The 25,822-nt window shown below is 39.1% G+C and carries 19 protein-coding genes, 1 pseudogene and 1 other annotated feature; of the genes and pseudogenes, 11 read left to right on the top strand and 9 right to left on the bottom strand.

All coding sequences use genetic code 11. The annotated features are described in order from the left end of the window. Positions 1–151 precede the first annotated feature (151 nt). Positions 152–1,366 (top strand): annotated as a pseudogene (locus C0966_RS00175) (MFS transporter). 228 nt (positions 1,367–1,594) lie between these two features. Here the strand turns inward: C0966_RS00175 and C0966_RS00170 are convergent. Beyond that, on the bottom strand, positions 1,595–2,746 hold the full coding sequence (locus C0966_RS00170; protein ID WP_274855679.1) for an MFS transporter: 1,152 nt from the start codon (positions 2,744–2,746) through the stop codon (positions 1,595–1,597). A 381-nt stretch (positions 2,747–3,127) separates the two neighbouring features. On the opposite strand from C0966_RS00170, the gene C0966_RS00165 reads away from it, so the two are divergent. Beyond that, entirely contained in the window at positions 3,128–4,783 is a 1,656-nt protein-coding gene (locus tag C0966_RS00165; RefSeq protein ID WP_274853134.1) for a glutamine--tRNA ligase/YqeY domain fusion protein, read from the top strand. A 53-nt stretch (positions 4,784–4,836) separates the two neighbouring features. Here C0966_RS00165 and C0966_RS00160 read toward each other — a convergent pair whose 3' ends face one another. Beyond that, complete coding sequence (locus C0966_RS00160; protein ID WP_274853133.1) at positions 4,837–5,898, bottom strand: lactonase family protein; 1,062 nt, start codon at positions 5,896–5,898, stop codon at positions 4,837–4,839. Between the two features lie 202 nt (positions 5,899–6,100). Continuing rightward, complete coding sequence (liaG, locus tag C0966_RS00155; protein WP_274853132.1) at positions 6,101–6,958, bottom strand: LiaG family protein; 858 nt, start codon at positions 6,956–6,958, stop codon at positions 6,101–6,103. 329 nt (positions 6,959–7,287) lie between these two features. On the opposite strand from liaG, the gene C0966_RS00150 reads away from it, so the two are divergent. From C0966_RS00150 to C0966_RS00125, 6 genes are all read left to right on the top strand, one after another. After that, a complete protein-coding gene (locus tag C0966_RS00150; protein WP_274853131.1) occupies positions 7,288–8,547 on the top strand; it encodes an ammonium transporter in 1,260 nt (419 codons plus the stop codon). A gap of 89 nt (positions 8,548–8,636) precedes the next feature. Next, positions 8,637–9,641 carry a DUF294 nucleotidyltransferase-like domain-containing protein gene (locus C0966_RS00145; RefSeq protein ID WP_274853130.1) on the top strand — a complete coding sequence of 335 codons (1,005 nt, stop codon included), beginning with the start codon at positions 8,637–8,639 and terminating at the stop codon, positions 9,639–9,641. A gap of 1 nt (position 9,642) precedes the next feature. Next, positions 9,643–10,377: an exonuclease domain-containing protein gene (locus C0966_RS00140; protein WP_274853129.1), complete on the top strand. Its 735-nt coding sequence runs from the start codon at positions 9,643–9,645 to the stop codon at positions 10,375–10,377. A 144-nt stretch (positions 10,378–10,521) separates the two neighbouring features. After that, positions 10,522–10,773: a binding site (T-box leader), on the top strand. A gap of 169 nt (positions 10,774–10,942) precedes the next feature. Next, positions 10,943–13,021 (top strand): carbon starvation CstA family protein, encoded by a 2,079-nt coding sequence (locus tag C0966_RS00135; protein ID WP_274853128.1) that lies wholly within the window; start codon positions 10,943–10,945, stop codon positions 13,019–13,021. Then, positions 13,014–13,217, top strand: a complete 204-nt coding sequence (locus tag C0966_RS00130; RefSeq protein ID WP_003351000.1) for a YbdD/YjiX family protein — start codon at positions 13,014–13,016, stop codon at positions 13,215–13,217. Before C0966_RS00135 ends, C0966_RS00130 begins: the two co-directional genes overlap by 8 nt. Before the next feature lie 201 nt (positions 13,218–13,418). Continuing rightward, entirely contained in the window at positions 13,419–14,378 is a 960-nt protein-coding gene (locus tag C0966_RS00125) for a D-2-hydroxyacid dehydrogenase (RefSeq protein ID WP_274853127.1), read from the top strand. Between the two features lie 211 nt (positions 14,379–14,589). On the opposite strand, the gene C0966_RS00120 is transcribed toward C0966_RS00125, so the two are convergent. Both C0966_RS00120 and C0966_RS00115 read right to left on the bottom strand, forming a co-directional pair. Further along, the gene (locus tag C0966_RS00120) at positions 14,590–15,165 is read right to left on the bottom strand and encodes a hypothetical protein (RefSeq protein ID WP_274853126.1); all 576 of its coding nucleotides are present in this window, start codon (positions 15,163–15,165) and stop codon (positions 14,590–14,592) included. Positions 15,166–15,350: 185 nt separating this feature from the next. Further along, positions 15,351–16,358, bottom strand: a complete 1,008-nt coding sequence (locus tag C0966_RS00115) for a hypothetical protein (protein WP_274853125.1) — start codon at positions 16,356–16,358, stop codon at positions 15,351–15,353. Positions 16,359–16,624: 266 nt separating this feature from the next. On the opposite strand from C0966_RS00115, the gene C0966_RS00110 reads away from it, so the two are divergent. Further along, positions 16,625–18,301: a PAS domain-containing sensor histidine kinase gene (locus C0966_RS00110; RefSeq protein ID WP_274853124.1), complete on the top strand. Its 1,677-nt coding sequence runs from the start codon at positions 16,625–16,627 to the stop codon at positions 18,299–18,301. A gap of 90 nt (positions 18,302–18,391) precedes the next feature. Here the strand turns inward: C0966_RS00110 and C0966_RS00105 are convergent, their stop codons facing one another. The 4 genes from C0966_RS00105 to C0966_RS00090 all read right to left on the bottom strand — a co-directional run bounded on the left by C0966_RS00105 (position 18,392) and on the right by C0966_RS00090 (position 22,228). Next, positions 18,392–19,831, bottom strand: coding sequence for an NAD-dependent succinate-semialdehyde dehydrogenase (locus tag C0966_RS00105; RefSeq protein ID WP_274853123.1), 1,440 nt, complete (start codon positions 19,829–19,831; stop codon positions 18,392–18,394). A 179-nt stretch (positions 19,832–20,010) separates the two neighbouring features. After that, on the bottom strand, positions 20,011–20,739 hold the full coding sequence (locus tag C0966_RS00100) for an amino acid ABC transporter ATP-binding protein (protein WP_274853122.1): 729 nt from the start codon (positions 20,737–20,739) through the stop codon (positions 20,011–20,013). Continuing rightward, entirely contained in the window at positions 20,736–21,380 is a 645-nt protein-coding gene (locus C0966_RS00095) for an amino acid ABC transporter permease (protein ID WP_274853121.1), read from the bottom strand. The genes C0966_RS00100 and C0966_RS00095 overlap by 4 nt, the downstream gene beginning before the upstream one ends. 62 nt (positions 21,381–21,442) lie before the next feature. Continuing rightward, complete coding sequence (locus C0966_RS00090; protein ID WP_274853120.1) at positions 21,443–22,228, bottom strand: transporter substrate-binding domain-containing protein; 786 nt, start codon at positions 22,226–22,228, stop codon at positions 21,443–21,445. A 556-nt stretch (positions 22,229–22,784) separates the two neighbouring features. Here C0966_RS00090 and gdhA point away from each other — a divergent pair. Beyond that, positions 22,785–24,167, top strand: coding sequence for an NADP-specific glutamate dehydrogenase (gdhA, locus tag C0966_RS00085; RefSeq protein WP_274853119.1), 1,383 nt, complete (start codon positions 22,785–22,787; stop codon positions 24,165–24,167). Between the two features lie 209 nt (positions 24,168–24,376). Continuing rightward, a complete protein-coding gene (locus C0966_RS00080) occupies positions 24,377–25,786 on the top strand; it encodes a LysM peptidoglycan-binding domain-containing protein (protein ID WP_274853118.1) in 1,410 nt (469 codons plus the stop codon). Positions 25,787–25,822: the final 36 nt, after the last annotated feature.

Raw genomic sequence — 25,822 nt, 5'->3', positions numbered from 1 at the left:
AATTTTCAACGGTGTTTGTACATATTTTCTAAATTTTATTACAATCCAGAGGCTAAAAATACTTTCCCTTCAAAATTTCGAAAAATTTTGTTATCCTTATATTTAGGGAATCGAAATAATTTGTTTGAACAAGAAAGAAGTGTTGTTTCAAATGGATCTACATAGTGTTGCAAGACGCAATTTGATAATCATGTGGTTTGCTAACTTTTTTGTTGGCGGCAGCATGACGATGGTGCTGCCGTTTATTTCCTTATATATTGAAACGTTCGGAGACTTTTCTGAAAAGTATGTGCAGCATTGGTCAGGATTAACGTTTGGAATCACGTTTGTTACTGCTTTCATTTTTTCTCCAGTTTGGGGAAGAATTGGTGACCGGATTGGACGTAAGAAGATCCTTTTTTTCTCCGGATTGGGGATGGCTTTGTCTATTTTCCTCATGGGATTTGCAGACTCTGTTTTGGAATTGTTTATCCTTCGTCTATTTATGGGAATTTTTACAGGATTTGTTTCGATGTCGCAGGCTTTCATTTCAACACAAACACCGAAAGAGATTGCCGGCAAAGTCCTTGGAACGCTGCAAACCGGAAGCATTACCGGCTCGCTGTTAGGACCTGTGCCAGGCGGAGTATTGGCTGATTCATTTGGTTACGCTACAACCTTCAAATTGATGTCTATTTCTATTTTTATCTCTGCTTTGCTCGTTCTTGCTTCCAAGGAGTACAAGATCGACATCAAAGAAGGAACAAAAACGGATTATTCTAGTAAGGAAGTAATCCTCCAGATCGTCCGGAATCCGGTCTTATTAACAGTTTTGCTAATCTCGGCGCTTGTCCAGATTGCCCATTTCAGCATTCAGCCGATTTTATCGTTATACGTTAAAGAGCTGCATGGCAACACGAACGTCGCTTTCTTTTCCGGAATTGCTTTCTCGGCAGCAGGTCTTGGAAACTTAATGATGGCAAGAAAATGGGGTTCAATTGCTGACCGTTGCGGCTATATAAAAATTCTCGTCATTCTCCTATTTATGGGTGCGATTATATATTTTCCGGGGGCGTTTGTCACAAATCTATGGCAGCTTGTCATGATTCGGTTTGCTCTTGGGGTTGCAATCGGAGGAATTATTCCGGTCTGAATCGCCTACATTCGCCAAGAGGCCCCAGTTGCCATTCAAGGTGAAGTACTTGGCTATAATACGAGCCTACGGTTCCTCGGGAATATCATCGGGCCGTCGATGGGCGGATTTATTTCAGGATACTTCGGATTTTCTGCGGTATTTTTTACGACAAGTTTGCTCCTTTTAATAAGCGGAGTTGTTCTTTTAGCCGCCATGCACCGTCATCCTGGAGTAGTGAAAAATTCTTACTAGTTTTGCGTCGCGATATTAGCCGGATTTTTTGTCTTATCGGCGGAAATTGCTGTTCTATCCGCCGATACAAGGGCTAACCGCTGAATTTGACATTCTATCTGCCAAAAATGCTACTCTATCCGCCGTTACTGCCATTCTAACCGCGACAGTTTGATTCAACAAAAAACACCTGCTTCCAGAAGGTTTAAAGCCAGTTTTTTGATTACAAGAGTGTTTCCGCTTTTAGTATTAAGAAACGGCACGCTCCTCTGTTAGTGATTTTCTCCGTCCCTGTGCAAATGTCATAACAATAACAACAAGGAAAAACACACTGGAAATTTGAAATAAAGTTCCTGTTTCAACATTTTGAGCAATAACACCAAAGAAAAGACCGCTCAGCCCGATGCCGAGGTCGATTGCCGAAAAATACATTCCGTTTGCGACACCTCTGCGTTTCGCTGGAGTTTGAGCCAATGTCCATGACTGAAGTGTCGGAAGCAATGAACCAAATCCAATACCAAACAATATACCGGCAATCGCAATGTGCAAGTTAGAATGTGCAAAAGAAAGAACCCACATGGCCACAAATGTCACAGATGAACAGACGAGAACAAGGCCTTTCGGACCTTTTCGATCAAACCATTTTCCAGCAATTGGCCGAGAAAAAGAAGACATAATTGCATTAAATAAATAAAAGAGGAAAATTTGATCTATTCCCCGCTCTTCTCCAAAAATGACAATGAACGTAACAATCGTTCCATAGCCGAAGCAAGCCATCATCGAAAGCAGTGCAGGATACCAGCTTGATTTTTCAATTAACGATCCAAAATATGAAAATGTCAAATCCTCTTTCCTTGTATTCTTTACGACATCAGGAGTTCGATAATGGACTGCAGCTAAAAGTACAACCGCGAATAAACCGAGTATATCTGAAATAAAAATTAGATTCGTAAATGAAGTAACATGGAACAAATAAATTCCTAAACTTGGAGCTATTATCATTCCAATTGTGACGGAAAGGCCATAATATCCCATTCCTTCTCCTAGCCGGGAATTTGGAACGATATCTACGGCGGCTGTTCCGTTAACAGTTGTTGACCAGCCCCATGCAAGCCCGTGGATCAACCGAATAAGCAAAAGCACGAATACGAGCCTCGAGAGCGGATAAACGGCGGTTATGATTAAAAGTGCAGCAGCACCAATTAAAACGAGTGGTTTCCGACTTTTATACTCGAGCATATAGCCGATGAGCGGACGGATCGCGACTGCTCCGATCGAAAACAACGTCGTCACAAGTCCAATTTCCAACCCTGAAGCTCCGATCGATTTTATGTAGGGCGGCATTGTCGGAATGAGCATTTGAAAAGACATAAACAGAAACAAGTTTCCGGCCATAAGCATAATAAAAGACTTTGTCCATAAAAGAGATTTCCCTTTTTGTTTCAATAAGCTCCCTCCTTTTCTAAAACTGAAAAAATAAAGATGAATCTTCCCGTGCGAAGATCCATCTTTCTTCAGATATTTTATATATATTATTTCGTATATCTAAATATATCACATCAAAACGAAAAAAGAAAAGGAATTTGAAGCCTCAAACCATAATCGTTTTAGAACGTTAAACGATATTTTACTTGGGTTAGCAATATAGCCCCACCGTGCCCTTCCCTTTTATTTTTTGGGTAATCTTATACGATTCATATACAGTACGGTGGAAAATTACTTTCGATTTCTTTAAAATAAGAAATAAACGCTTCATACGAAAAAAAGAAAGGCTGAGATAGATTGGATCATAATTCTAACTTTATCAGAAGCATTATAAAAGAGGATCTCGAAACAGGTAAACACAAAGAAATTATTACCCGTTTTCCTCCGGAGCCAAATGGCTACCTACATATTGGACACGCCAAATCAATCGTTATCAACTTCGGGCTTGCGGATGAATTCAATGGAAAAACAAATTTGCGTTTTGATGATACAAACCCGTTGAAAGAAGATCAGGAGTATGTTGATGCCATCAAAGAAGATGTAAAATGGCTCGGCTATGAATGGGATGAGCTGTGTTTTGCGTCTGACTACTTTGAAGAAATGTACAACCGGGCAGTCCTGTTGATTAAAAAAGGAAAAGCGTATGTCGATGACTTAACACCTGAACAAATCCGCGAATACCGTGGAACGCTGACTGAACCCGGAAAAGAAAGCCCATACCGCAACCGCTCTGTAGAAGAAAACCTTGAATTGTTCGAGCGGATGCGAAACGGCGAATTCGAGAGCGGCAGCAAAGTACTGCGCGCAAAAATTGACATGGCATCACCTAACATTAACATGCGCGATCCTGTTTTATACCGAATTTCCCATGCTACACACCACAACACCGGGGACAAATGGTGCATTTATCCGATGTACGACTTTGCCCACCCGATTGAAGATGCGATTGAAGGAGTAACCCACTCCCTATGTACCACAGAATTTGAGGACCACCGCCCACTATATGACTGGGTGATCAGTGAGTGCGAAATGGAAAACCAGCCGCAGCAAATTGAGTTCGGCCGCTTAAACATCACTAACACAGTCATGAGTAAACGCAAATTGAAGCAGCTTGTAGATGAAGGTTTTGTCGACGGCTGGGACGACCCGCGCATGCCAACCATTTCGGGACTAAGAAGAAGGGGCTATACACCTGAGGCGATCCGCGAGTTTGTAAAAGCAACGGGTGTTTCAAAAAGTTCCGGGGCCGTGGATGCCGCCATGCTGGAACACTTTGTAAGAGAAGATTTAAAGTTAAAAGCTCCGCGTACGATGGCGGTACTGAGACCGTTAAAAGTCGTGATTACAAATTATCCTGAAGATCAAGTGGAAATGCTCGATGCGGAAATCAATCCGGAAAATCCGGAAATGGGCATGCGCCAAATTCCTTTCTCGAGAGAGATCTATATTGAACGGGACGACTTCATGGAAAATCCGCCGAAAAAATATTTCCGGCTTTTCCCCGGCAATGAAGTTCGCTTAAAACATGCTTATTTCATAAAATGTGAAGAAGTTATTAAAGATGAAAACGGTGAAGTCATTGAACTTCGGTGCACATATGATCCGGAAACAAAAAGCGGCTCAGGCTTTACAGGTCGGAAAGTAAAAGGCACGATTCACTGGGTTGACGCAAAACACGCTATTCCAGCTGAATTCAGGCTGTATGAGCCGCTCATAACGGATGAAGATGAAAACGAAGAAAAAAATGAGGAAAAAACATTCCTTGATTATGTGAATCCAAACTCACTAGAAATTGTTCAAGGCTTTATCGAGCCAAATATGAAAGATGTAAAGCCATATGACAAATTCCAATTCTTCAGACACGGCTATTTCAGTGTAGATCCGAAACACTCAACAAAGGATAAAACTGTGTTTAACCGGATTGTTTCCTTAAAGAGCTCATTTAAGCTGTAAGAAAAAACCTAAACCTTCTGCTAATGAAGGTTTAGGTTTTTTAAAATAATTCATTATGCATGTAAGAACTTAACGCATACAGGATCCGGCACTTTTACATCAGACTGCAAGAGTTTAAGCTTTCCTGTTGACTCGTCTCGCAAAAATAACACAAGATTTCCAGACTCCTGGTTAGAAGCAATAACAAATTTTTCAGTAGGATCCAGTACAAAATCACGCGGCCAAGATCCTTCAGTCGAAGTATGTTCAACAAACTTAAGCTCACCCGTATCTTGATTCACATTAAAAACAGCAATACTGTCATGTCCCCGATTTCCCGCGTACACAAAGCGGCCATCTGAAGAAATATGAATCGCACTGCCTTGATTATTTTCGCTGAAGTCTTCCGGAATTGCCGATATATATTGAAGCTCAGTAAAGCTGCCGTCTTCCGCATGATAAGCCAAAGCAATGACTTCTGAACTCAACTCTGTCATCACATAAGCATACTTGCCGTTAGGATGAAAAGCAATGTGTCTTGGTCCGCTTCCCGGCTTTACAGACAAAGAATTCTTTTCGAGCAATTCACCATTGTTTATTTCATAAGTAAAAACCTTATCAATTCCTAAATCTACGGCAACGACATACTTTTCATCAGGAGTAAATCCTGCGTAATGTGTATGCGCTTTTTCTTGTCTTTCTTTATTTGGACCTGATCCTTCATGTTGAATCGTTGATAAAACAGGGGTCAATGAGCCATTTTCTTTATTAATTTGAAATGATTCAACAGTTCCTTTGTGGTAATTGGCTGTAACTACTAAACTTTTTTCGCTGTCAACACTTATATGGCAAGGCGGCGCTCCTTTTGATACTTGGCTGTTTAGTTTCGTAAGATCCCCTGTCTTGCTATTTATGGAAAAAGCTGCTGCACCGCCTGAGTCCCCTTCCTTGGCGACTGAGTAAAGATATTGATTATCTTTGCTTATTGTTAAATATGTAGGATTGTCCAAATTTGCCGCGACTTTTACGTCGCTTATTTTTGCATTTTCCGTATCCAATGTAAAAGAATAAATTCCTTTGCTTTCCCCTTTTGTATAAGTGCCGACATAACCGATAAACGTACGATTGTGCGACATTGCCGTTACCTCCTTTTTCATAAAATAAATCTATAATTTTATTGTATCATTAATTGGAAAAAAACAAAGATTCATGTGTTGATGTTCCCGTTTGAGTGGTTGCAAAATTACTATTTAAAAATAAATCGTAATACTTGACGGCTTCAATATAAAAAGAGAAACAATCCAGTAGATCGTTTCTCTTTTTAAAAATTTCGAACAATTAATAAATTTTGATATCTCCACTTGAGACTTCTAAATCTATTTTATGTTCTCCGGATCCGTGAATACCTTTTATTTTATTTTTATCAGTTTTTTGGTCCTTAAGCGGGAAATTGCATGATATATTACCACTGCTTACCTTTCCGTTTAAGATAAAACTAGCATTGTCCGGAAGATCCAGATCAACCTCACCGGAGCTTACTTCTATATCAATAAAATCTGTTAATTTATCCATTTGGGCTTCCAGATTCCCGGAGGATACGTCAGCTTCAAGCCCTCCGGTATAGTCTTTTAAAAACAAACTTCCCGAATTGACTTCAATGGAGCCTGATTGTACCGCCAGTGAATGAATCTCTGCATCGCCTGACGATCCATCATGTTCAAATTCTTTCACCTCTAAATTCTTAAGTTTCACGTTTCCGGAACCTAAGTCCAGTGATAATTTGCTTAATTTCATTGGTTCGCTTTTTGAACGGCCGGAGAATTCTAAGTTCCCGGAACCTAAATCGATGTCCATATTTCGATCATAATCTTCAGGGATATAAATATTCAGTTTTGCTTTGTCACGAAATAAAAACCAGCCAAACCCTTTCTTTTTCACCGTCACCTCTACTTCATCGCCGCTGCTCTTAACACTTAATTTTGCTTTTCCTTTTAAATCGGCTTTTAAATCTTGTCGGTTTTCCGGAATAACTTTCGTGCTGACTCCATGTGCCTCAATTTTTATCTTCTCAATTTCTTCCGTTATCTCAACTTGGTTTGCATGGTTCACAAAAGGCGACCACTGAAAAAAAGCAGGGTTAAGAAAGAGAAAGTAAATCCCAATAATGATTAAAAAAATAATAAAGATTCGTTTCATTCTGTTACCTTCTTTCGTTCTATTTTTATCGTTTTTCTTAATATAACTCTACATCAAGTACAAATATTTCAAAATAGACTTGGAATGTATATGTAATTAAGACCGGAGACTTATGCTTAAAGATTCAGCTGATTTTATGAAAATAGCTTGCCAGTTAGCAATAATAATAGTATTTCCCTAAAGCTGTCCCTTTTTGTAAAAATAAATAAAATCAAAAAATTACGTCAGATTATCTAACAAACTAATAGCGCAGAATTCGGTTGCATGTAACAATACATATAAATTCAATGTAATAAAACTTTACAATAAATTTTGGAGGGAGCGAAATTATGGATACTACATTTTTAATGAACAGTCTTTGGGTAATGGTAGGTGCTGTTCTCGTCATTTTAATGATTGGAGGATTCATCCTGCTTGAAACAGGGTCGACCCGAATGAAAAATGCTGGTCATATTGCAGGGAAAACCATACTTACATTTAGTATTGGATCGCTCGTCTTTTGGGCTGTCGGGTATGGATTAATCTTTGGAAAAGGAAACGCACTTATCGGATTTTCTGATTTCTTTTATTCTGGATATGATGTAGAAAGTTTATCTCTTTCCGGAGCCGTATTCTTTTTATTCCAGCTTGCCTTTGCAGGAATCTCATTAACAATTGCTTTTGGCGGTTTTGCTGAAAGGGCTAAATTATCAGCTTATCTCGTTTTTGCAGTATTATTTTCAATTTTTGTTTATCCTCCAATTGCCCACTGGATTTGGGGCGGCGGATGGCTGGCAGAGCATGGTAAGCAGGATTTTGCAGGTTCAACAGTTGTACACTTAACAGGAGCCATGGCAGCACTTGCAGCAACGATTTTATTAAAACCTCGGATTGGAAAATTCAATAAAGACGGCTCCGCCAATAATCTTGAAGGCCACAATCAAGTGTTTACAGCATTAAGTGTTCTGCTTTTATGGGTAGGCTGGTTTGGGTTTAATGCCGGAAGTACGTTATCGATTGACAAGGCATTCTTCGGTTTTGTTGCAGTTAATACAAACCTTGCAGCCGCTGCCGGAACCGTAGCTGCGATGATCATCTCATGGGTTGTGGTTGGAAAAGCAGATGTGCCAATGATGCTAAACGGCGCATTAGCTGGTTTAGTTGCGATCACCGCTTCTTGTGCTTTTGTCGAAACGTGGGCAGCTGTGGTTATTGGTTTTGTAGCTGGTATTCTCGTATTCTACAGTATTCGCTTCTTTGAAAGAAGACAAATTGATGACCCGATTTTTGCTCTGTCTGTTCATGGAACGGCAGGTGTTTGGGGAACGTTATCGACAGGATTATTTGCAACAAAAGAATTAGCAACCGTCGGAAAACCGGGTCTCTTTTATGGCGGCGGATTAGAACAGCTCGGAGTTCAAGCACTGGGAGTTTTTACATCAGGAGCCTATGCATTTATCGTTTCATTTGCTATTTTATTCGTAATGAAAGCTGCAATGAATGGGCTTCGAGTAACTGAAGAAGAAGAAATTATCGGTTTAGATATGAGTGAACACGGAAGCTATGGGTATCCTGAATTACTTCGTCCGAAACAAAAGCTTAATGCATAACTCGCTTTCTGTCCGGACGAAAAGAATGTATTAAAATTTCCTAAGGCGGTTCCCTGCTTAAGCAGTTAAAGCGCGGGATGACCGCCTTTATGATTTTATATATTGAAGGGTGCGGAACAATTATGAGTAACGTTAACTACTCTGAGATAAGAGACATCCTGAATCAACAAAAAAGAAATGTATCGCACGACCATTTTGAACTAAATAATCTCCATGATTACATCATGCTTCAGGTCGTAAAGATAACAATTAGCCGTATAAATAAAGAGCTCGGGCCCACCCCGTCTCCATTTTCATTTTTTGTCATGGGTAGTGCAGGCCGCTTCGAACAAGGTATTTGGAGTGATCAGGATCATGGGATCATTTACGATGAAAACACCCAAAATGCGAAAGAATACTTCTTAACGTTGGGAAAAGAGATATCAGAAGGACTTTTTCAAGCCGGTTACGCATATTGCGACGGAGGTGTGATGGCAAGCAATCCTTTATGGTGTAAATCTTTAAAGGAATGGAAGCAGCAATTAACGGACTGGATCCTGGAATCATCATGGGAATCGATCCGCAATCTACTAATCTTCATTGACGGACGGTCCTTGTATGGGGAACATACGTATATCAACCAGCTAAAAGAAATCATCTTTCATTCAAGTCAAAAAGAGAATTTGTTAGCGAGAATGCTTGATAATACAATGCATCTGAAAAAAGGCGTCGGGGTTTTAGGACAATTTTTAGTAGAAACTCACGGAATACATTCCGGGATGATAAATTTGAAAGAAACAGCTTTCTTCCCTTTCGTAAATTCGATCCGACTTTTGGCCATAAAAGAAAACATTTTGGAAACATCGACTCTCTCCCGGCTGCACAATCTTTCCGAAAAAGTACTGCCCATTCAAGACAAGAAATTAATTGAAGAACAGTTTGTCAAACTATTAAACTATCGTCTGACTTTATGTAATCATTCCGACTATGAATCCGGACATTTTTTAGAAATTGAAAAGTTATCGAAAGAGCAAAAACGAGAAATGAAAAATATCATCAAAATCGGTACCCATCTTTATCAAGAGATAAGAAAGCATACAGGGAAGGAAGTTTGAAATGGGCTTTAACGATATGATTCAATTTTTCAGGCAAATGTCCGGAAAGCTCGGTTCTAATATTTATTCAGGCGTTCAGGCACAATCCAATCCGCATCACATTTCTTTCTTAAGACAGCTTCAAAAAGAAATGAAAGAAAAAAACTACTTGGATACTCCTCTTAAAGATTTGAAAGTTGTTGTATTCGATATTGAAACAACTGGATTTTTTCCTGATAAAGGAGATCGGATTATCTCAATAGGGGCTGTAAAAATGACCGGATCCGTGATCGAAAATAAACAAACGTTCTATTCTCTTTTAAAATCAAATATTCCCCTTTCGAAAGAAATATCCACATTAACCAATATTACAGATGAACAACTGAGTATGGCGCCAGCCGCTTCCGAAGTTCTCATTCAATTTTTTAAATTTATTAAAAGCCGAATACTTGTTGCTCATCATGCAAAACATGAACAAACCTTTATGCAGAAAATGACCAGAGATTTAATGCGTACCAATTTTGAACACCGTATTATTGATACATCCTTTTTAATCCGCCTTACTAACCCTTTGATCAAATCACTGCCTTTGGAAGAAATTTGTCTGCAGTGTGGTGTAGAAGTTAAAAATCGCCACCATGCCCTCGGAGATGCACAAATGGCCGCACAGATTTGGGGTTACTATCTGAAGAAGGCGCAATCAATGGGCTTTAAGAATTTACGTGAAGTGTATGAGCATCTCGCTATAATAAAATAATTAGAGATGGAAGCTTTCAATTATGTTGCGCGTTTTTTTCTGTTTTTGAATTCCAATGCGGACTGTTTGATTTACACAGAATTATTAAAACTATCAAAAAATATTGACATATTAATTTTCCTCTGCTAAATTATCGTTAAATAATAAAAATCAATGACGAGAAGAGTAAGATAAGATTCCTGTTCTACCAGAGAGTCGGCGTTTGGTGAAAGCCGATGTCAGGTCTTATCCGAAGTCGCCTCTGAGATGCAAAGCTGAAATCTAGTAAGCTTTGACGGGTTGTCCGCCGTTATAATGGACCACGTATAATTAATTATACGTTGACTGAGAGCCGCAAGTTTATTTTTGTAAGCTGCGGAATTAGGGTGGTAACGCGAGCGCAAACTCGTCCCTATATGTAGGGACGGGTTTTTTAATTTTAAATACTAAAGGAGAGATTGCCATGATAAAATTGACACCTTAATTTTTCGAATTAATTTTTTTAATTATCCAAAAATAAAAAAATATACAAAATTCAGAATAGTTAGATATAATATGTTTAAACCATAGAAAGGGGAAATTTAAATTGAGAGCTTTAAAATCGATTATTATCTGGGGGCTAATTTCAGCTTTAGGTGCAGCAGGTTTTGCAGTTATGGCATTAAATAGCGGGGAAAGTGTGAATGCGATTTGGCTGATAACTGCTGCTGTCTCTGTCTACGCAATTGCTTACCGCTTTTACAGTCGTTTTATGGCTAGAAAAGTTTTCGAGCTGGATGATTCTCGAATGACACCTGCCGAGATTAATAATGATGGAAAAGATTATGTGCCGACTAACAAATGGGTTCTGTTCGGGCATCACTTTGCGGCGATTGCTGGGGCCGGTCCGCTCGTTGGTCCAATTCTTGCTGCACAAATGGGTTATTTGCCGGGAACTATCTGGATTGTCGTCGGAGTTGTTCTTGCAGGAGCTGTTCAGGATTTTATCATTTTATTCGGATCCATGCGCCGAAACGGAAAGTCGCTTGGAGAAATGATTAAAGAAGAGATCGGTCCGGTAACAGGACTGATTGCCATGGTTGGAATTTTAGGAATCATGATTATTTTATTAGCAGTATTAGCGTTAGTTGTCGTAAAAGCACTTGCAGGAAGCCCGTGGGGAATGTTTACAATTGCAGCTACAATTCCAATCGCCGTTTTAATGGGAGTTTACATGCGTTATATACGGCCTGGCCGCGTTGGGGAAGGTTCTCTAATAGGAATTATCTTATTGCTTCTTTCAATCTATCTGGGACAATATGTTGCTGAAAATCCAACTCTTGCCGGCATGTTTACTTTTAAAGGCGAAACGATTGCCATTATGTTAATGATTTACGGATTTGTTGCTTCCGTTTTACCGGTTTGGCTTCTTCTTGCACCGCGCGATTATTTAAGTACTTTTTTGAAAGTGGGAACCATCGTCGCGCTTGCGTTAGGAATTGTGATTGTAGCTCCTGACCTGCAAATGCCGGGGGTAACACAGTTTGTCGATGGTACCGGTCCGGTATTTTCCGGAAACCTGTTTCCTTTCTTATTTATTACAATTGCCTGTGGAGCCGTATCAGGATTCCATTCCCTCATCTCCTCAGGTACAACGCCTAAAATGATTGAGCGCGAATCACATGCACAGCCAATCGGCTATGGAGCGATGCTAACTGAATCGTTTGTTGCCGTTATGGCGATGATTGCTGCTTGTGTACTTACACCGGGAATTTACTTTGCAATCAACAGTCCGCCTGCCGTCATTGGAACAGATGCCGTTCAGGTTGCCCAGACCGTTTCCAGCTGGGGATTTACGATCACACCAGATGATTTGACACGCCTTGCTGATGATGTTGGAGAAGAAACGATCCTGTCAAGAACCGGCGGAGCACCTACTCTTGCGATCGGCATGGCTGTAATTTTCTCAAAAGTAATCGGTGGAAAAGCTTTGATGGCATTTTGGTACCATTTTGCCATTCTGTTTGAAGCCTTGTTTATTTTAACAACAGTTGATGCAGGAACACGTGTCGGACGTTTTATGATTCAGGATATTATCGGAACAGCGTATAAACCTTTTGCGAGAACAGAAGCCCTAATTCCGAATATCATTGCCACTGCTTTATGTGTCGGTGGATGGGGTTACTTTTTATATCAAGGAGTTATCGATCCGCTTGGCGGAATTAACACCTTATGGCCGCTATTCGGAATTGCCAACCAGATGCTCGCGGGAATTGCCCTGCTTTTAGGAACGACTATTTTATTCAAAATGGGCAAAAAGAAATTTGTATGGGTCACACTTATTCCGACAACATGGATTTTAATTGTGACAATGACAGCAGGCTGGCAAAAACTGTTCCATGAAAATCCGAAAATCAGCTTTTTATCACATGCTAAATTATTTAAAGGGGCAATGGATGAAGGAAAAGTTCTGGCACCAGCTGCGAATGCCGCACAAATGAAGCAAGTTCTTATCAATGACTATGTAGATGCAACCCTTTGTGCGATCTTCATGATTATCGTTATTACCGTTTTGATTTCAGCCTTTGGCATGTGGTATAAGGTATTAACCAATAAAAAGGTAACCTTGCACGAATCACCTTATACACCACGCAGCAGCGAAGGAGATGTAAGAACATATGCTTAAGAAACTGCAAGAAATTATGAAATACAGAAAACAGTTCATCAGCCTGTTAGTTGGAGTTCCAAGTTATGAAAAATACATTGAACATATGAAAACACATCATCCGGGCGAACCGATCAAATCAAGAAAAGAATTTTTCTGCGAAGCACAGGAATCCCGCTTCAACGGTAAAGACGGAAAAATTTCAAGATGTTGTTAATTTAGAGGGACTGTCCTACTCCGCTTTAAATCGGTAAAGGACAGTCCTTTCTAATCTTCATCTTTAGTATTAGAATCTTATGGAATTATTTTTGTACTTCTCTATTTACATAAAGTAGGTGTTAAATTGCTCCATGCAGATGAGGTACTACCCATCAATATGTTAAAATGCAAATTAAATACTGCAGGTTGGAGGAATATTATGCAAAAAAGGAAAATGGTGATCACTCATAATCTTGATGAGTGCCTTACCCAAGAAATTAAAGAGACGGTACCAGAATGGGAATTGATCATTGGAAAAGACCGTACAGTATGGCAAAATCATTTAAAAGACGCCGAAATTATCGCCGGCTGGAAAAAAGAAATGGAGGAATTACTTGAGGAAAACATTCAGCTTCGCTGGCTGCAGAGCTGGAGTGCGGGAGTTGATGAACTTCCGTTACAAAAATTGGCAAAAAGAAAAATCTTACTAACAAGCGCCAACGGAGTGCACGCATATCCTATTTCTGAAACCATACTTGCTCTAATGCTAGCATTAACGAGAAAAATTCACACCTATATCAGAAATCAGCAATCGAAAACGTGGCACCATTCCGGTCTTAAACTTGAATTGCATCAAAAAACTGTCGGAATTATCGGCGTAGGCGCAATCGGGAAAGAAACAGCAAAAATTGCAAAAGCTTTTGGAATGACTGTTTTAGGTGTGCGCCGCTCAGGCAGGCCTGAAGAATTTGTCGATGAAATGTACACAACAGACCATCTCAATAAAATTCTCCCAAAATGTGATTATGTTGTCGTAACATTGCCTCTTACAAAAGATACTCGCCATTTATTTGGAAAAGAGCAATTTATGCTGATGAAACCTTCGGCATTTTTTATCAATATCGGGCGCGGTGAAGTTGCAAATGAAGCGGAACTTATTCAGGCGCTACAAGACGGGCAAATTGCCGGTGCCGGACTGGACGTTTTTGAAACAGAACCATTAAGTGAAAATAGTCCTTTATGGGAAATGGAAAATGTCATCATTACGCCACATACCGCCGGTTCCACTGAACATTATAATAAACGGGTAATCGAAGATATTTTTATCCCTAACTTAAAAAACTATCTCGAGGGAAAAACTCCAACTATTAACTTAGTGGATTATGAAAAGGGATATTAATAAACCCCTTATTGATTCATTGCATAGTGGATTTTATCTATAGAAAAGCTTCAAAATTAGGGGTCTGGCCCTTTGCTTCTGAGTCAGCCCCCAATAAAAATGTTATATTTAATCGGTCATTTTAAGCAGCGCGTTGCTAGCCAGCAATCTGCAAAATTCGATGCCATTAATAAGCTTAATCCCGGAATCTGCCGCTTTAGTTAAAGCAGCTTCACTGAACGTATCCGCTAGAGTTGTTAGGGATACGGGTCGATCGAAGGTTATAATAGTTTCTTGTTTCCTTAACAAATTGGTCATTAACGAGATTAAATTGGCCCCACCCTTGATAGATTCTTTTGTTATCAACCAGTTCCCGCTTTAGAAAATCCCGCTGTGAACGATCAATACGAAAATTATATATCATTTTTTCATCTCCCAGTTTCGTTGCCTTCTTTAGCAATTCATAGACATTAACATTCCCTGTATATTCCTCCCAATACCCGCGCCCGATAAGAGAATGGACATTCATCGGCGGCCAAAGAATAAGCTGATGATCGGCATCTAATATTCTTCCTTGTTCGTTTGGATAAAGAAGCAAAAAACGGTCATCCCCTTGCTGGGCTATTACCTCAAATTCTTCGTCCTTAATTGAATAATTAATCCGTTCATAATAGCCGCACCGATTACTGCACACCATTGCCTCAAAGGCATCAACCAAATATTCTCCGGATTCGAGCTCTTCAACAGTATCCCAGTAATCTCTTATTAACGGCGCCCCGCATGTTTGACAGTTACTATTCTTTTCCAAGCCCATCTCCCTTTCCACCAATTAATATATTAACTACTAATCTTTTAAACTATTGGGCCTAAAAGCTAATCCAACATTGGATATCTATCCTTTATTTGCCATTATAACAAAACCACTGCTAAATTTTTTGCAAGGTCCGTTGCAGGCATCTTTATCAGTTTTTCGAACTTAAAATACATACCAAATCACTTCACAGGTGCGCGGCTTTTTAGAAATTGAAGCACGTCTTTGGAATCGTGGCTCCGATAAACTTCACCCTTGTAATTAAAGACGATGTAAGTCGGAATCTGCTCGATATTCAAATCCGGGTATACCATTCTAACTGTTTCAAGATCTGTAATACCATTGACAGGACCCACATGAGGATATTTTTCCTCGTAGGATAGTTCTTTGAACAGATTATCATCCGATGATTCTAGAACTGCAAAAACAGAAAGCCCTTCTTTACTTTTTGGTAATAGATCCTTATACGATGGACCTGTATGAGACTGAAGGAACTGAATGAGTTCTTCATGCTTTTCTGTTTTTAAAACCACCTTCTCATGATCAAACAGCACGAACGTAGGAGCTGATTTAATTTCAAGTTCCGGATATTGTTCCTGTGTATTTTCTAGATCATCAGTTCCTACCATCCGGTTAATATTTAGACCTATATGGGGCGGAATTTCCAAAGATGACTGAGAACCCACCGGTTCGAGAACAAACAGAGAATAAAAACCTTTTTCTGATGCCAGCAATCGCTGGTAGGACACTTTTTCTTTAATCACAAGCTCTGCAATATATTTTGCTTTCCCTTTTCCCTTCCATTCCGCGATTATTTCGAGAGTATGAGAACCCGGATAGTTAGGAAGAGTATATTGATTGGATTCGACCGGTTCCCGATAGACTTCCGGAGGATTTGTTTGAGGTGTTTGAATAATAATGTGATCAGGCTCCTCACCTTTTTTGAAAGTCACAGTGAGTTCAGCTAAAGGATCTACTGCCGGAAGAGAATGATCTTTACTTTCTTTCTCAGTCCCATTGTTACCTTTCCATGAGTAAGATTTAAGAGAGGCATCAATGATCTCTTTTCCAACCCTTACTGTTGGCAGGGGAGGCTTTCCCTCTTTTTTCACTTTTTGGAAGTCAAGGAAAATCATAATGGAAAGAATCAGAACGAAACCAATTCCCCCCATCCATATTTTTTTCTTCATTCTTAAGCACTCCGAAAAACATGTATTTTTATTCATATATTTATTAAGGCAATTTTACTATATTAAACTATTTTTTCCTTTATCTTTCAATCCTTTTCCATACCCTTCCTCTAAATGTTCGAATTTCACTGTAATCTTTCCCTCATTCTGTGCTACTATAAAAAGAAAGACATTATATTAACAGTAATCGTTAACGAATGATACTATAATTATGTTTGATTCATAAAGAGAAACTGTTTTTATTTTTTCATGAACAGGGGGTAAAAATGAACAAGAAAAAGCTATTATATATATACATCATCGTTAGCATTTTTTGGATTTTTGGAACAAACTATCTTTTTTATCAGTTTGAACCATCCCCTTTGATTCATTTTCTTGAACGGGCTAAAGAGGTCTTTTATGTTTTAGTGACCGGGTGGCTGTTCTTTTTTTTCATAAACAAGAAAGAAGAATTGAACGCTTCAAAAGAAGAAGAAAAGCGTCTTTCAACGCTAATCAATTCGATGGTTGACTTTGTTAATTTCAAAGATGGCGAAGGCAGATGGATTGAAGCCAATGAATTCGGATTAAAGTTGTTTCAGCTGGAAAATGTCGATTATAAAGGAAAAAAAGACTCTGAATTAGCAGAGTATACAGAGTTTTACGCGGATGCTCTCAGATTCTGTGAAGTATCGGATGAGAAGGCGTGGGAAAACAGGGATATTACACGAATTGAAGAAATGATTCCTTTGCCGGACGGCACAGTAAAAACTTTTGACACGATTAAAGTTCCTCTTTTCCATTCTGATGGAAGCCGAAAAGGATTAGTTATTATAGGAAGAGATATAACCGAGAGAAAACATGTAGAAAAATTGCTGGAGGAAAGCCAGCAACAATACAAATCTTTATTTGAGTACAATCCTAATATTGTTTACATGATTGATCTGGATGGGATTATAACAAATTTAAACCCTCAATTTAAGGCGGTCACAGGTTTTGACTCAGATGAATTCATTGGAAAAAATGTAAAAAACTTATTGCCTGATGACCAAAAAGAACAAATATTAAAATTGATTTCAAATGTTATTTCCGATAAGAAACCGCAAATATTTGAACTTAATGTCCTCCATAAAAACGGAGAATCCATTACCCTGCAATGCACGGCGCTTCCAACCATTGTTAACGGGAAAATTGCCGGAATCATTGGATATGGAAAAGATATTACCGAAATAAGGAAAACAGAGGAGCGGCTGAGAAGAGCAGAAAAGCTCTCTGTTGTGGGCGAATTGTCCGCCATTGTAGCCCACGAAATCAGAAATCCTCTAACATCTTTAAAAGGCTTTGTACAGCTTCTTCAAATGGAAGATGAAAAACATCGATATTATTATCAAATTATGCTCGACGAATTGAATCGTATTAATCATATCGTCGGTGAGCTCTTGCTTTTGGCGAAGCCGCAGCAAATAAAATTTACAAAAGCTGATCTCCGAAATATTTTGTTCGACGTAATTTCATTGCTAAAAACAGAAGCAGCCCTGCACAACGTTGAAATTGATTTTGTTCTTCAGGACAATGAGTATATGATTGAATGTGAGCCTAACCAATTAAAGCAATTATTTATTAATATCATCAAAAATGCAATAGAAGCATCAACATGCGGTGGCAGCGTATCCGTTTTCTTGAACAAGAAAGAAAATGAAAAAGTTTCGATTACAGTAAAAGATTATGGATGCGGCATATCAAAGGAACGGTTGAAAAAAGTCGGAGAACCTTTTTATTCTTCAAAAGAAAAAGGAACCGGCCTTGGCCTAACCGTAAGCTATAAGATTGTCCAATCGCACAATGGAACGATACAATTTAATAGCGAAAAGAATAAAGGAACAGAAGTAAATATTGAATTGCCAACCAGGATTGAACATACAGTTGAACAGACACCTGAAGGGATAAAGGAGATTGGAGCCTGACCCAAGCCTCTTTAATTGCCGTAAATAGAGAAAAAACGCTTAACCCCGTTAACATTAGGTTAAGCGTTTTTTCTTACGAGTAAAACTAGATCAAATTAGTTGAAGAGAAATATATTTAATTTCGAGGAATTCATCTAACCCATAGTGGCTTCCTTCTCTTCCGAGTCCACTTTCTTTCATTCCGCCAAAAGGAGCCTGAGCAACAGATGGGGCGCCATCATTAATTCCCACAATGCCGTATTCCAGATTTTCAGAAAATAAAACAGCCTTTTGTAAAGATTGGGTGTAAACATAGGCAGCCAACCCATAAGGAGTGTTATTCGCTCGTTGAATGACTTCTTTATCGTCTGAATATGTGCTGACCGGTGCGATTGGTCCAAATGTCTCTTCCTGCATACATAACATATCATCTGTTACATCAGAGATCACAACCGGCTCTATAAAATACCCTTTGTCCATGTTTGCTGAAGGTCCTTCATGGAGAATAGCTCCTTTTGCTACAGCATCTTCTAATTGGTGTTTGACTTTCTTGACTGCCTCTTCGTCAATTAGCGGACCGATGTCGACGTTCTCATCAAGGCCATTGCCTACTCGAAGTGATAATACAGCTTCTTGAAACGCTGATAAGAAAGTTTCCTTAATTGACTCATGTACAAAAATCCGATTGGCACAAATGCATGTTTGGCCGGCATTCCTGAATTTTGATTGTACAACACCCTTCACAGCTTCTTTAATATCAGCATCTTCTGCGACGATAAAAGGTGCGAGACCGCCAAGTTCAAGAGATACTTTTTTTACAGTATCTGCGGCTTTCTTCATTAATAATTTTCCGATTGGAGTAGAACCGGTGAACGTAACTTTCTTTACACGTGGATCTTCCATCCAAACATCTACCACTTCCGTTGGATTTTGAGTGGTTACGACATTAATAACTCCTGCCGGAACCCCCGCTTCATGAGCACATTCTGCTAGTAAGAGTGCTGTAAGCGGTGTTTGTTTAGCCGGTTTTATTACGACTGTACAACCTGCAGCAAGAGCCGGAGCTACTTTCCGAGTGATCATCGCCGCCGGAAAGTTCCAAGGTGTTATGGCAGCAACGACCCCAACGGGTTGTTTTTGAACTAAAATTCTCTTGGAACCAACTGAAGCCGGGATTGTTTCTCCATAAATTCGTTTCGCTTCTTCTGCAAACCATTTAACAAAGCTGTTGGCATATTTCATTTCACCTTTTGCTTCTGACAATGGTTTTCCCTGCTCTAGTGTCATAATGAAAGCTAACTCATCTAACCGATCTTGAATTATTTGATACCATTTTTCCAATAAATCCGCTCGCTCGTAAGCAGTTGTTTTAGACCATGTAAGAAAAGCTTCATGTGCAGCATCGACAACAAGCTTTGCTTCTTTTGCAGTCCCGTTCGGAACATATCCTACAGATTCAAAAGTAGCCGGATTTTGAACCATGAAAGAATCTTCCATTAAAATCTGCTGTCCGTTTATATACATCCCTTTCGTCAATCCTTGCTTTTTCATACCGCTGTTCTCTCCTCTCGTTTCTTATGTTTATTCAATGTGTAAATATACCGTCATTTCCCCCTCGCAGAAAGTCCTTCCATTCAGCAGAAACATAAAAAGATGCCCTCCGCAAATGCCACATTTTTTTGATAATCTATCACATGATATTAAAAAAAACGAGGATAAATCCCTCGTTTTTAAAGTACTTTGCTTAAAAATGCTTTAGTTCGTTCATGCCGCGGATTGCTGAATAGTTCTCTCGGTTCATTTTCTTCGACAATATATCCGCCGTCCATAAAAAGGACGCGATCGCCTACTTCGCGGGCGAATCCCATTTCGTGGGTAACAACAACCATTGTCATTCCTTCTTTTGCTAACTGTTTCATTACTTCCAATACATCCCCGACCATTTCCGGATCAAGTGCTGAAGTTGGTTCATCAAAAAGCATGATTTTTGGATTCATGGCTAACGCTCTCGCAATAGCCACCCGCTGTTTTTGTCCGCCGGATAATTCTCCGGGATAGCTTTGTGCTTTTTCGCGCAATCCAACTTTATCGAGCAGCTCAAGCGCCTTTTTTTCTGCCTCTTCTTTTGACATTTTCTTCACTTTTATAGGTGCGAGCGTAATATTTTCTAAAACTGTTTTATGAGGAAAAAGATTGAATTGCTGGAATACCATCCCGACCTCTTGCCTCACTTTGTTAATGTCTATCTTCGGATCGGTAATGTCGTGACCATTCACGATTACATGGCCGCCTGTTATTTCCTCAAGTCGATTTAAGCAACGAAGGAATGTACTTTTTCCTGAACCGGACGGACCGATGACACAAACAACCTCTTTTTCCTTAATTTCCGTATTAATATCTTTTAATACCTCTAGATTTCCAAAAGATTTTTTTAAGTTTTTTACTTGAATGATGCTCATCGCAGTACAAACCTCCGTTCAAGGAAATTAGAGAGTAAAGATAGTAAATAAATAATAACGAAATACATAACACCAACTGTCAGCCAAATTTTAAATGCTTCAAATGTAGCCGCAGTTTGAATTTGCCCCTGTTGCGTCAAGTCTGCAATTCCAATAATGGAAAGAAGGGAAGTATCTTTTAAGCTAATGATTGATTGGTTCGTAATCGTAGGTAGCATTCTTCGAAAGGCTTGAGGAAGAATGATAAAACGCATATTCTGGACTGCTGACAGACCGAGCGATCGCGCTGCCTCCGTTTGTCCTTTATCAATTGACTGGATACCGGCTCGGATAATCTCAGAAAAATATGCCCCTGCATTAATCGCAACCGTTATGATACCTGCTGTTGTATTATTAAATGAAATCCAATCCAATGAATTTATACCAAAATAAATAAAATATAATTGAACGAGGAATGGTGTTCCCCGGATGGCATCAATATATATTTTTCCAAACCAATTTAAGATTTTTATCGGCGCTAATCGGAACAATGCGACAACTAATCCGATTATAAAACCTAAAATAATCGCGATAACGAAAATATGGAGGGTTACTTGGAGACCTTTCAATAAATAAGGAAAGGCCGCAGTAATAATTTCCATTTATTCATCTCCTTTCAAAAAGAAAGCGCGCCAGCTGCGCGCCTTTCTTTTGTTATTATGGCTTATTCCTTCAGATATTTATTTAATATTTCATCGTATTTTCCATTTTCTTTAAGTTCTGCAAGACCTTTATTAATTTTTTCTAACAGATCTTGATTTTTTCCTTTTAATACAGCAATTCCGTATTGGTCCCCATTGAGGCGATCACCAACGATTTTTAAGCCAAGATCTTTTTGGGCAATTGCGTATGCAATGACAGGATAATCTTCAATAAGAACATCTGCATTTCCGTTTGCCACTTCCTGGAACATGGAAGGGCTATCATTAAATTGAACAACTTTAAAGCCGATCTCATTTGCTTTTTCTTGTGCAAAAGTTGCACCAGTCGTTCCTTTTTTAACGGCAACTGTTTTACCCTTTAGGTCATCAACGGAACTAATTTCTTTATTGTCTTTCTTAACAACTAATGTTAACCCCGCATCAAAATATGGTTCAGAGAAATCTACGATCTTTTTTCTTTCGTCCGTAATGCTCATGCCTGCAATAGCTACATCAAGCTGACCGGCTTGCAAGGCAGGTATGATTCCACCAAAATCCATTGGAGATAATTCAATTTTAAAGCCTTGGTTTTCTGCTATTGCATTAATTAAATCAATGTCAATTCCTTTATATTCGTTTCCCTCTTTAAATTCAAATGGCGGATAAGTAGTATCAATTCCAACTTTGTATACCTTTTCTTCATTGCTATCTTTGCCATTGCCATTTGCATTGTTATCATTGCCAGTGCCGCATGCAGCCAATAAAAGTGTAAACATTAAAAAAATGCTTATGAAACGTAATTTTTTCATGAAAATCCTCCTTTTTCAGAAAATTATTAGAATTAATAAATTTGTAACAAATTTTTTATAAGCTTTCATCATTTTATACAAGGTCTTGTTGTTCATCAAGAAAAAAAGAATTTAAATTACGAAATTGCCGCGTACGATAAAAAACTGCATTTCTTTACATACTTCCCAAATGCTCTTTTTATGATTGACACTTCAACAAGTTACTATATCTTTTACACGAAAATTTTTTCTGTGAAATCTGTCCAAAATTGTGAAGAGACTCTTCAGAGAATCATGGAATCACTTCTCTGTCGCGTTCAATAAAAAAATGTTTAAATATTGGATTTATCTTAATTCAATTATCCCGCTTTTTTCATACTCATTTACTTTTAACATAAATTTACCTAATTTTCATATTGTTTTAATTAATTTTTAAATATAAAATACAATCATGAGAAAAACTATATAAATTGTGATAAAATGATGTAAATTTCGTCATTTAATGATGTAAATATCGTCATTTAATGAATCTTTGACCGTGTAAATAAAAATTATGGAAAAGGAATGATGATAGAAAATGGAGACATTGCAGAAAGTGAAACAAGATGGCTTGCAGATGGCCAAAGATTACGTAGATGAAGTATATGAAAAGGTAATTAAGCAAAATCCAAACGAAAATGAGTTTCTTCAATGTGTAAAAGAAATTTTTGATTCTCTCGTTCCCGTTTTTACGAAGCATCCTCATTATATGGATAACAGCATCCTTGAAAGAATCGTGGAACCGGAAAGAATGGTTACGTTTCGCGTCTCTTGGGTTGACGATCATGGAAAGGTACAAGTGAACCGGGGGTTCCGTATACAATATAACAGTGCTATTGGCCCTTATAAAGGCGGATTACGATTCCACCCTTCTGTTAACACAAGCATCATTAAATTTTTAGGTTTTGAACAAATCTTTAAAAATTCCTTAACAGGACTGCCGATAGGGGGAGGCAAAGGCGGATCCGACTTTGATCCTAAAGGGAAGTCAGACGGTGAAATCATGCGATTCACGCAAAGTTTTATGACAGAACTATATCGGCACATCGGACCAGATATTGACGTTCCGGCAGGTGACATCGGGGTCGGTGCCAGAGAAATTGGATTCTTATTTGGACAATATAAACGAATCCGCGGGAACTATGAAGCCGGCGTATTGACAGGAAAAAACCCTAGATACGGCGGAAGTCTGGCCAGAAAAGAGGCTACAGGCTATGGAACCGTCTACTTTGTCGAGGAGATGCTGAAAGACAAAGGACTTAGTTTTGAAGGAAGTACGGTTGTCGTCTCAGGATCAGGCAATGTCGCAATCTACGCAATGGAAAAAGCTGCACAATTAGGTGCAAAAGTCGTTGCTTGCAGTGATTCTAACGGTTTTGTTTATGATCAAAACGGAATCAATCTTGAAACCATTAAAAGACTAAAAGAAATTGAAAGAAAAAGAATTAGTGAATATGTGAAAATTCATCCAACGGCAGAGTACTATGAAGGTTGCACCGGAATCTGGTCCATCCCTTGCGATATTGCCCTGCCATGCGCCACTCAAAACGAAATCGATGAAACTGCTGCAAACTTATTAGTTTCAAATGGGGTAAAAGCAATTGGTGAAGGTGCAAACATGCCGTGTACACTTGAAGCCATTGACGTGTTCCTAAAGAATGATGTTCTCTTTGCTCCCGCAAAAGCAGCCAATGCCGGCGGTGTAGCTGTATCTGCGTTAGAAATGTCGCAAAACAGTATGAGACTATCATGGTCATTTGAAGAAGTCGATGCAAAATTACACCAAATTATGGAAAATATTTACCGGAATTGTGTTCAAGCAGCAGAGGAATATGGCTATCCAGGAAACTTGGTTGTAGGAGCCAATATCGCAGGATTTATTAAAGTGGCGGATGCAATGATTGCTCAAGGAGTTATTTAATTCGAGATAGAAACTCTCATTGCTCCCCGTAAAATTAATCAGTAAAGAAGGGTTAGAAATTTCTAACCCTTCTTTTTTTATTTGTTAAAAAAGATTTGTCTTTTTGATCAAAGGCAATTTTTCTTCACCGGGAATTTTTTGCTCAAATGTTTCCTTCTGAACATTAGCCGCATACATTAGTCATATGACCTATTTTCAAGGAGGTACTTATGATTATTCATGTTATTCAAAGAGGGGAGACGTTATGGCAATTAGCGAATCGTTACGGTGTGAGTATTTCACAAATTATCGCTGCTAATGAACTGCCCAATGCTGACCGCCTAGTAATCGGTCAAGCAATTATCATTCCTGTTGCTGCTCGTCAACACAGAGTTCAGGCCGGTGAAACATTATGGGGGATTGCGCAAAGTTACGGCGTTTCGTCCGAAGCTATAATCCAAGCTAATCGAATCACTAACCCTTCGGCCATCAATCCAGGAATGATTTTATACATCCCGGCTCGGACGCATACCGTTCAACCCGGAGAAAGCTTAGAGCAAATTGCTCGACGTTATGGTACAACTGTTCAAGAATTGATGAGAACAAATCAAATTCAAAATCCTAATCTTATTACACCGGGAATGGTGTTAACGATTCCTTTTGCGAAACCAGTCATTGACGTAAATGCATATACGATCAACTATGGAGAAGAAGGAGCAAGAGATGTTCGTGAGGTTGGTGAACATTTAACGTACGTAACCCCTTTTGTTTACACGATGAGAGCAGACGGCAGCATAGATTCGATTAATGACGAACCGATCATTCAAGCTGCCCGAGCTGATCGAATTGTTCCAATGATGTCTATCACCAATTTTACAGCTAGAAATCCCGGGTCACGACTGGCAAGTACAATTCTTTCAAGTACAGAACTGCAAAATCGGTTATTAACGAATGTTTTAAACACGATGAGAGAGAAAGGATACCGCGGATTAAACATTGATTTTGAGAATGTTTTTCCAGCGGATCGAGAGCGGTATAATCAGTTTTTGCAGCGTGCAGTTGATCGTCTGCATCCAGAAGGCTATTTCGTTTCCACTGCACTTGCACCAAAAACAAGCTCCGAACAGACAGGGCTTTTATATGAAGCTCACGATTATGCTGCTCACGGAAGAATTGCCGACTTTGTCATTTTGATGACATACGAATGGGGATATCGATTAGGTCCTCCGCAATCAATATCTCCGCTTAATCAAATCAGACGTGTTCTTGATTACGCCGTATCTGTCATTCCGAGAAATAAAATCTTTATGGGCTTCCAGTTGTACGCTCGAGACTGGCTTCTTCCCCATGTTCAAGGACGGGAAGCAGAAACATTTGATATGCAGGAAGCCGTTCGCCGAGCAGTACGATATAATGCTGTGATTCAATATGATCAAACATCTCAAACTCCATTTTATCGGTATGTAGATGAACAAGGGCGAAACCATGAAGTTTGGTTTGAAGATGCCCGCAGCGCCCAAGCAAAATTTGATACGGTGAAGGAATACGGATTACGCGGAATCAGCTACTGGGTACTCGGCTACCCATTCCCGCAAAACTGGACACTGCTCGAAGACAACTTTCGCATACGAAAATTATAATCTAGGGGTCTGGCCCTCACCGCTTTAACGCATTAA

The organism is Bacillus methanolicus (assembly GCF_028888695.1).
GTDB classification, from domain to species: Bacteria; Bacillota; Bacilli; order Bacillales; family Cytobacillaceae; genus Bacillus_Z; species Bacillus_Z methanolicus_B.
This window is presented reverse-complemented; position numbering and strand designations above follow the sequence as displayed.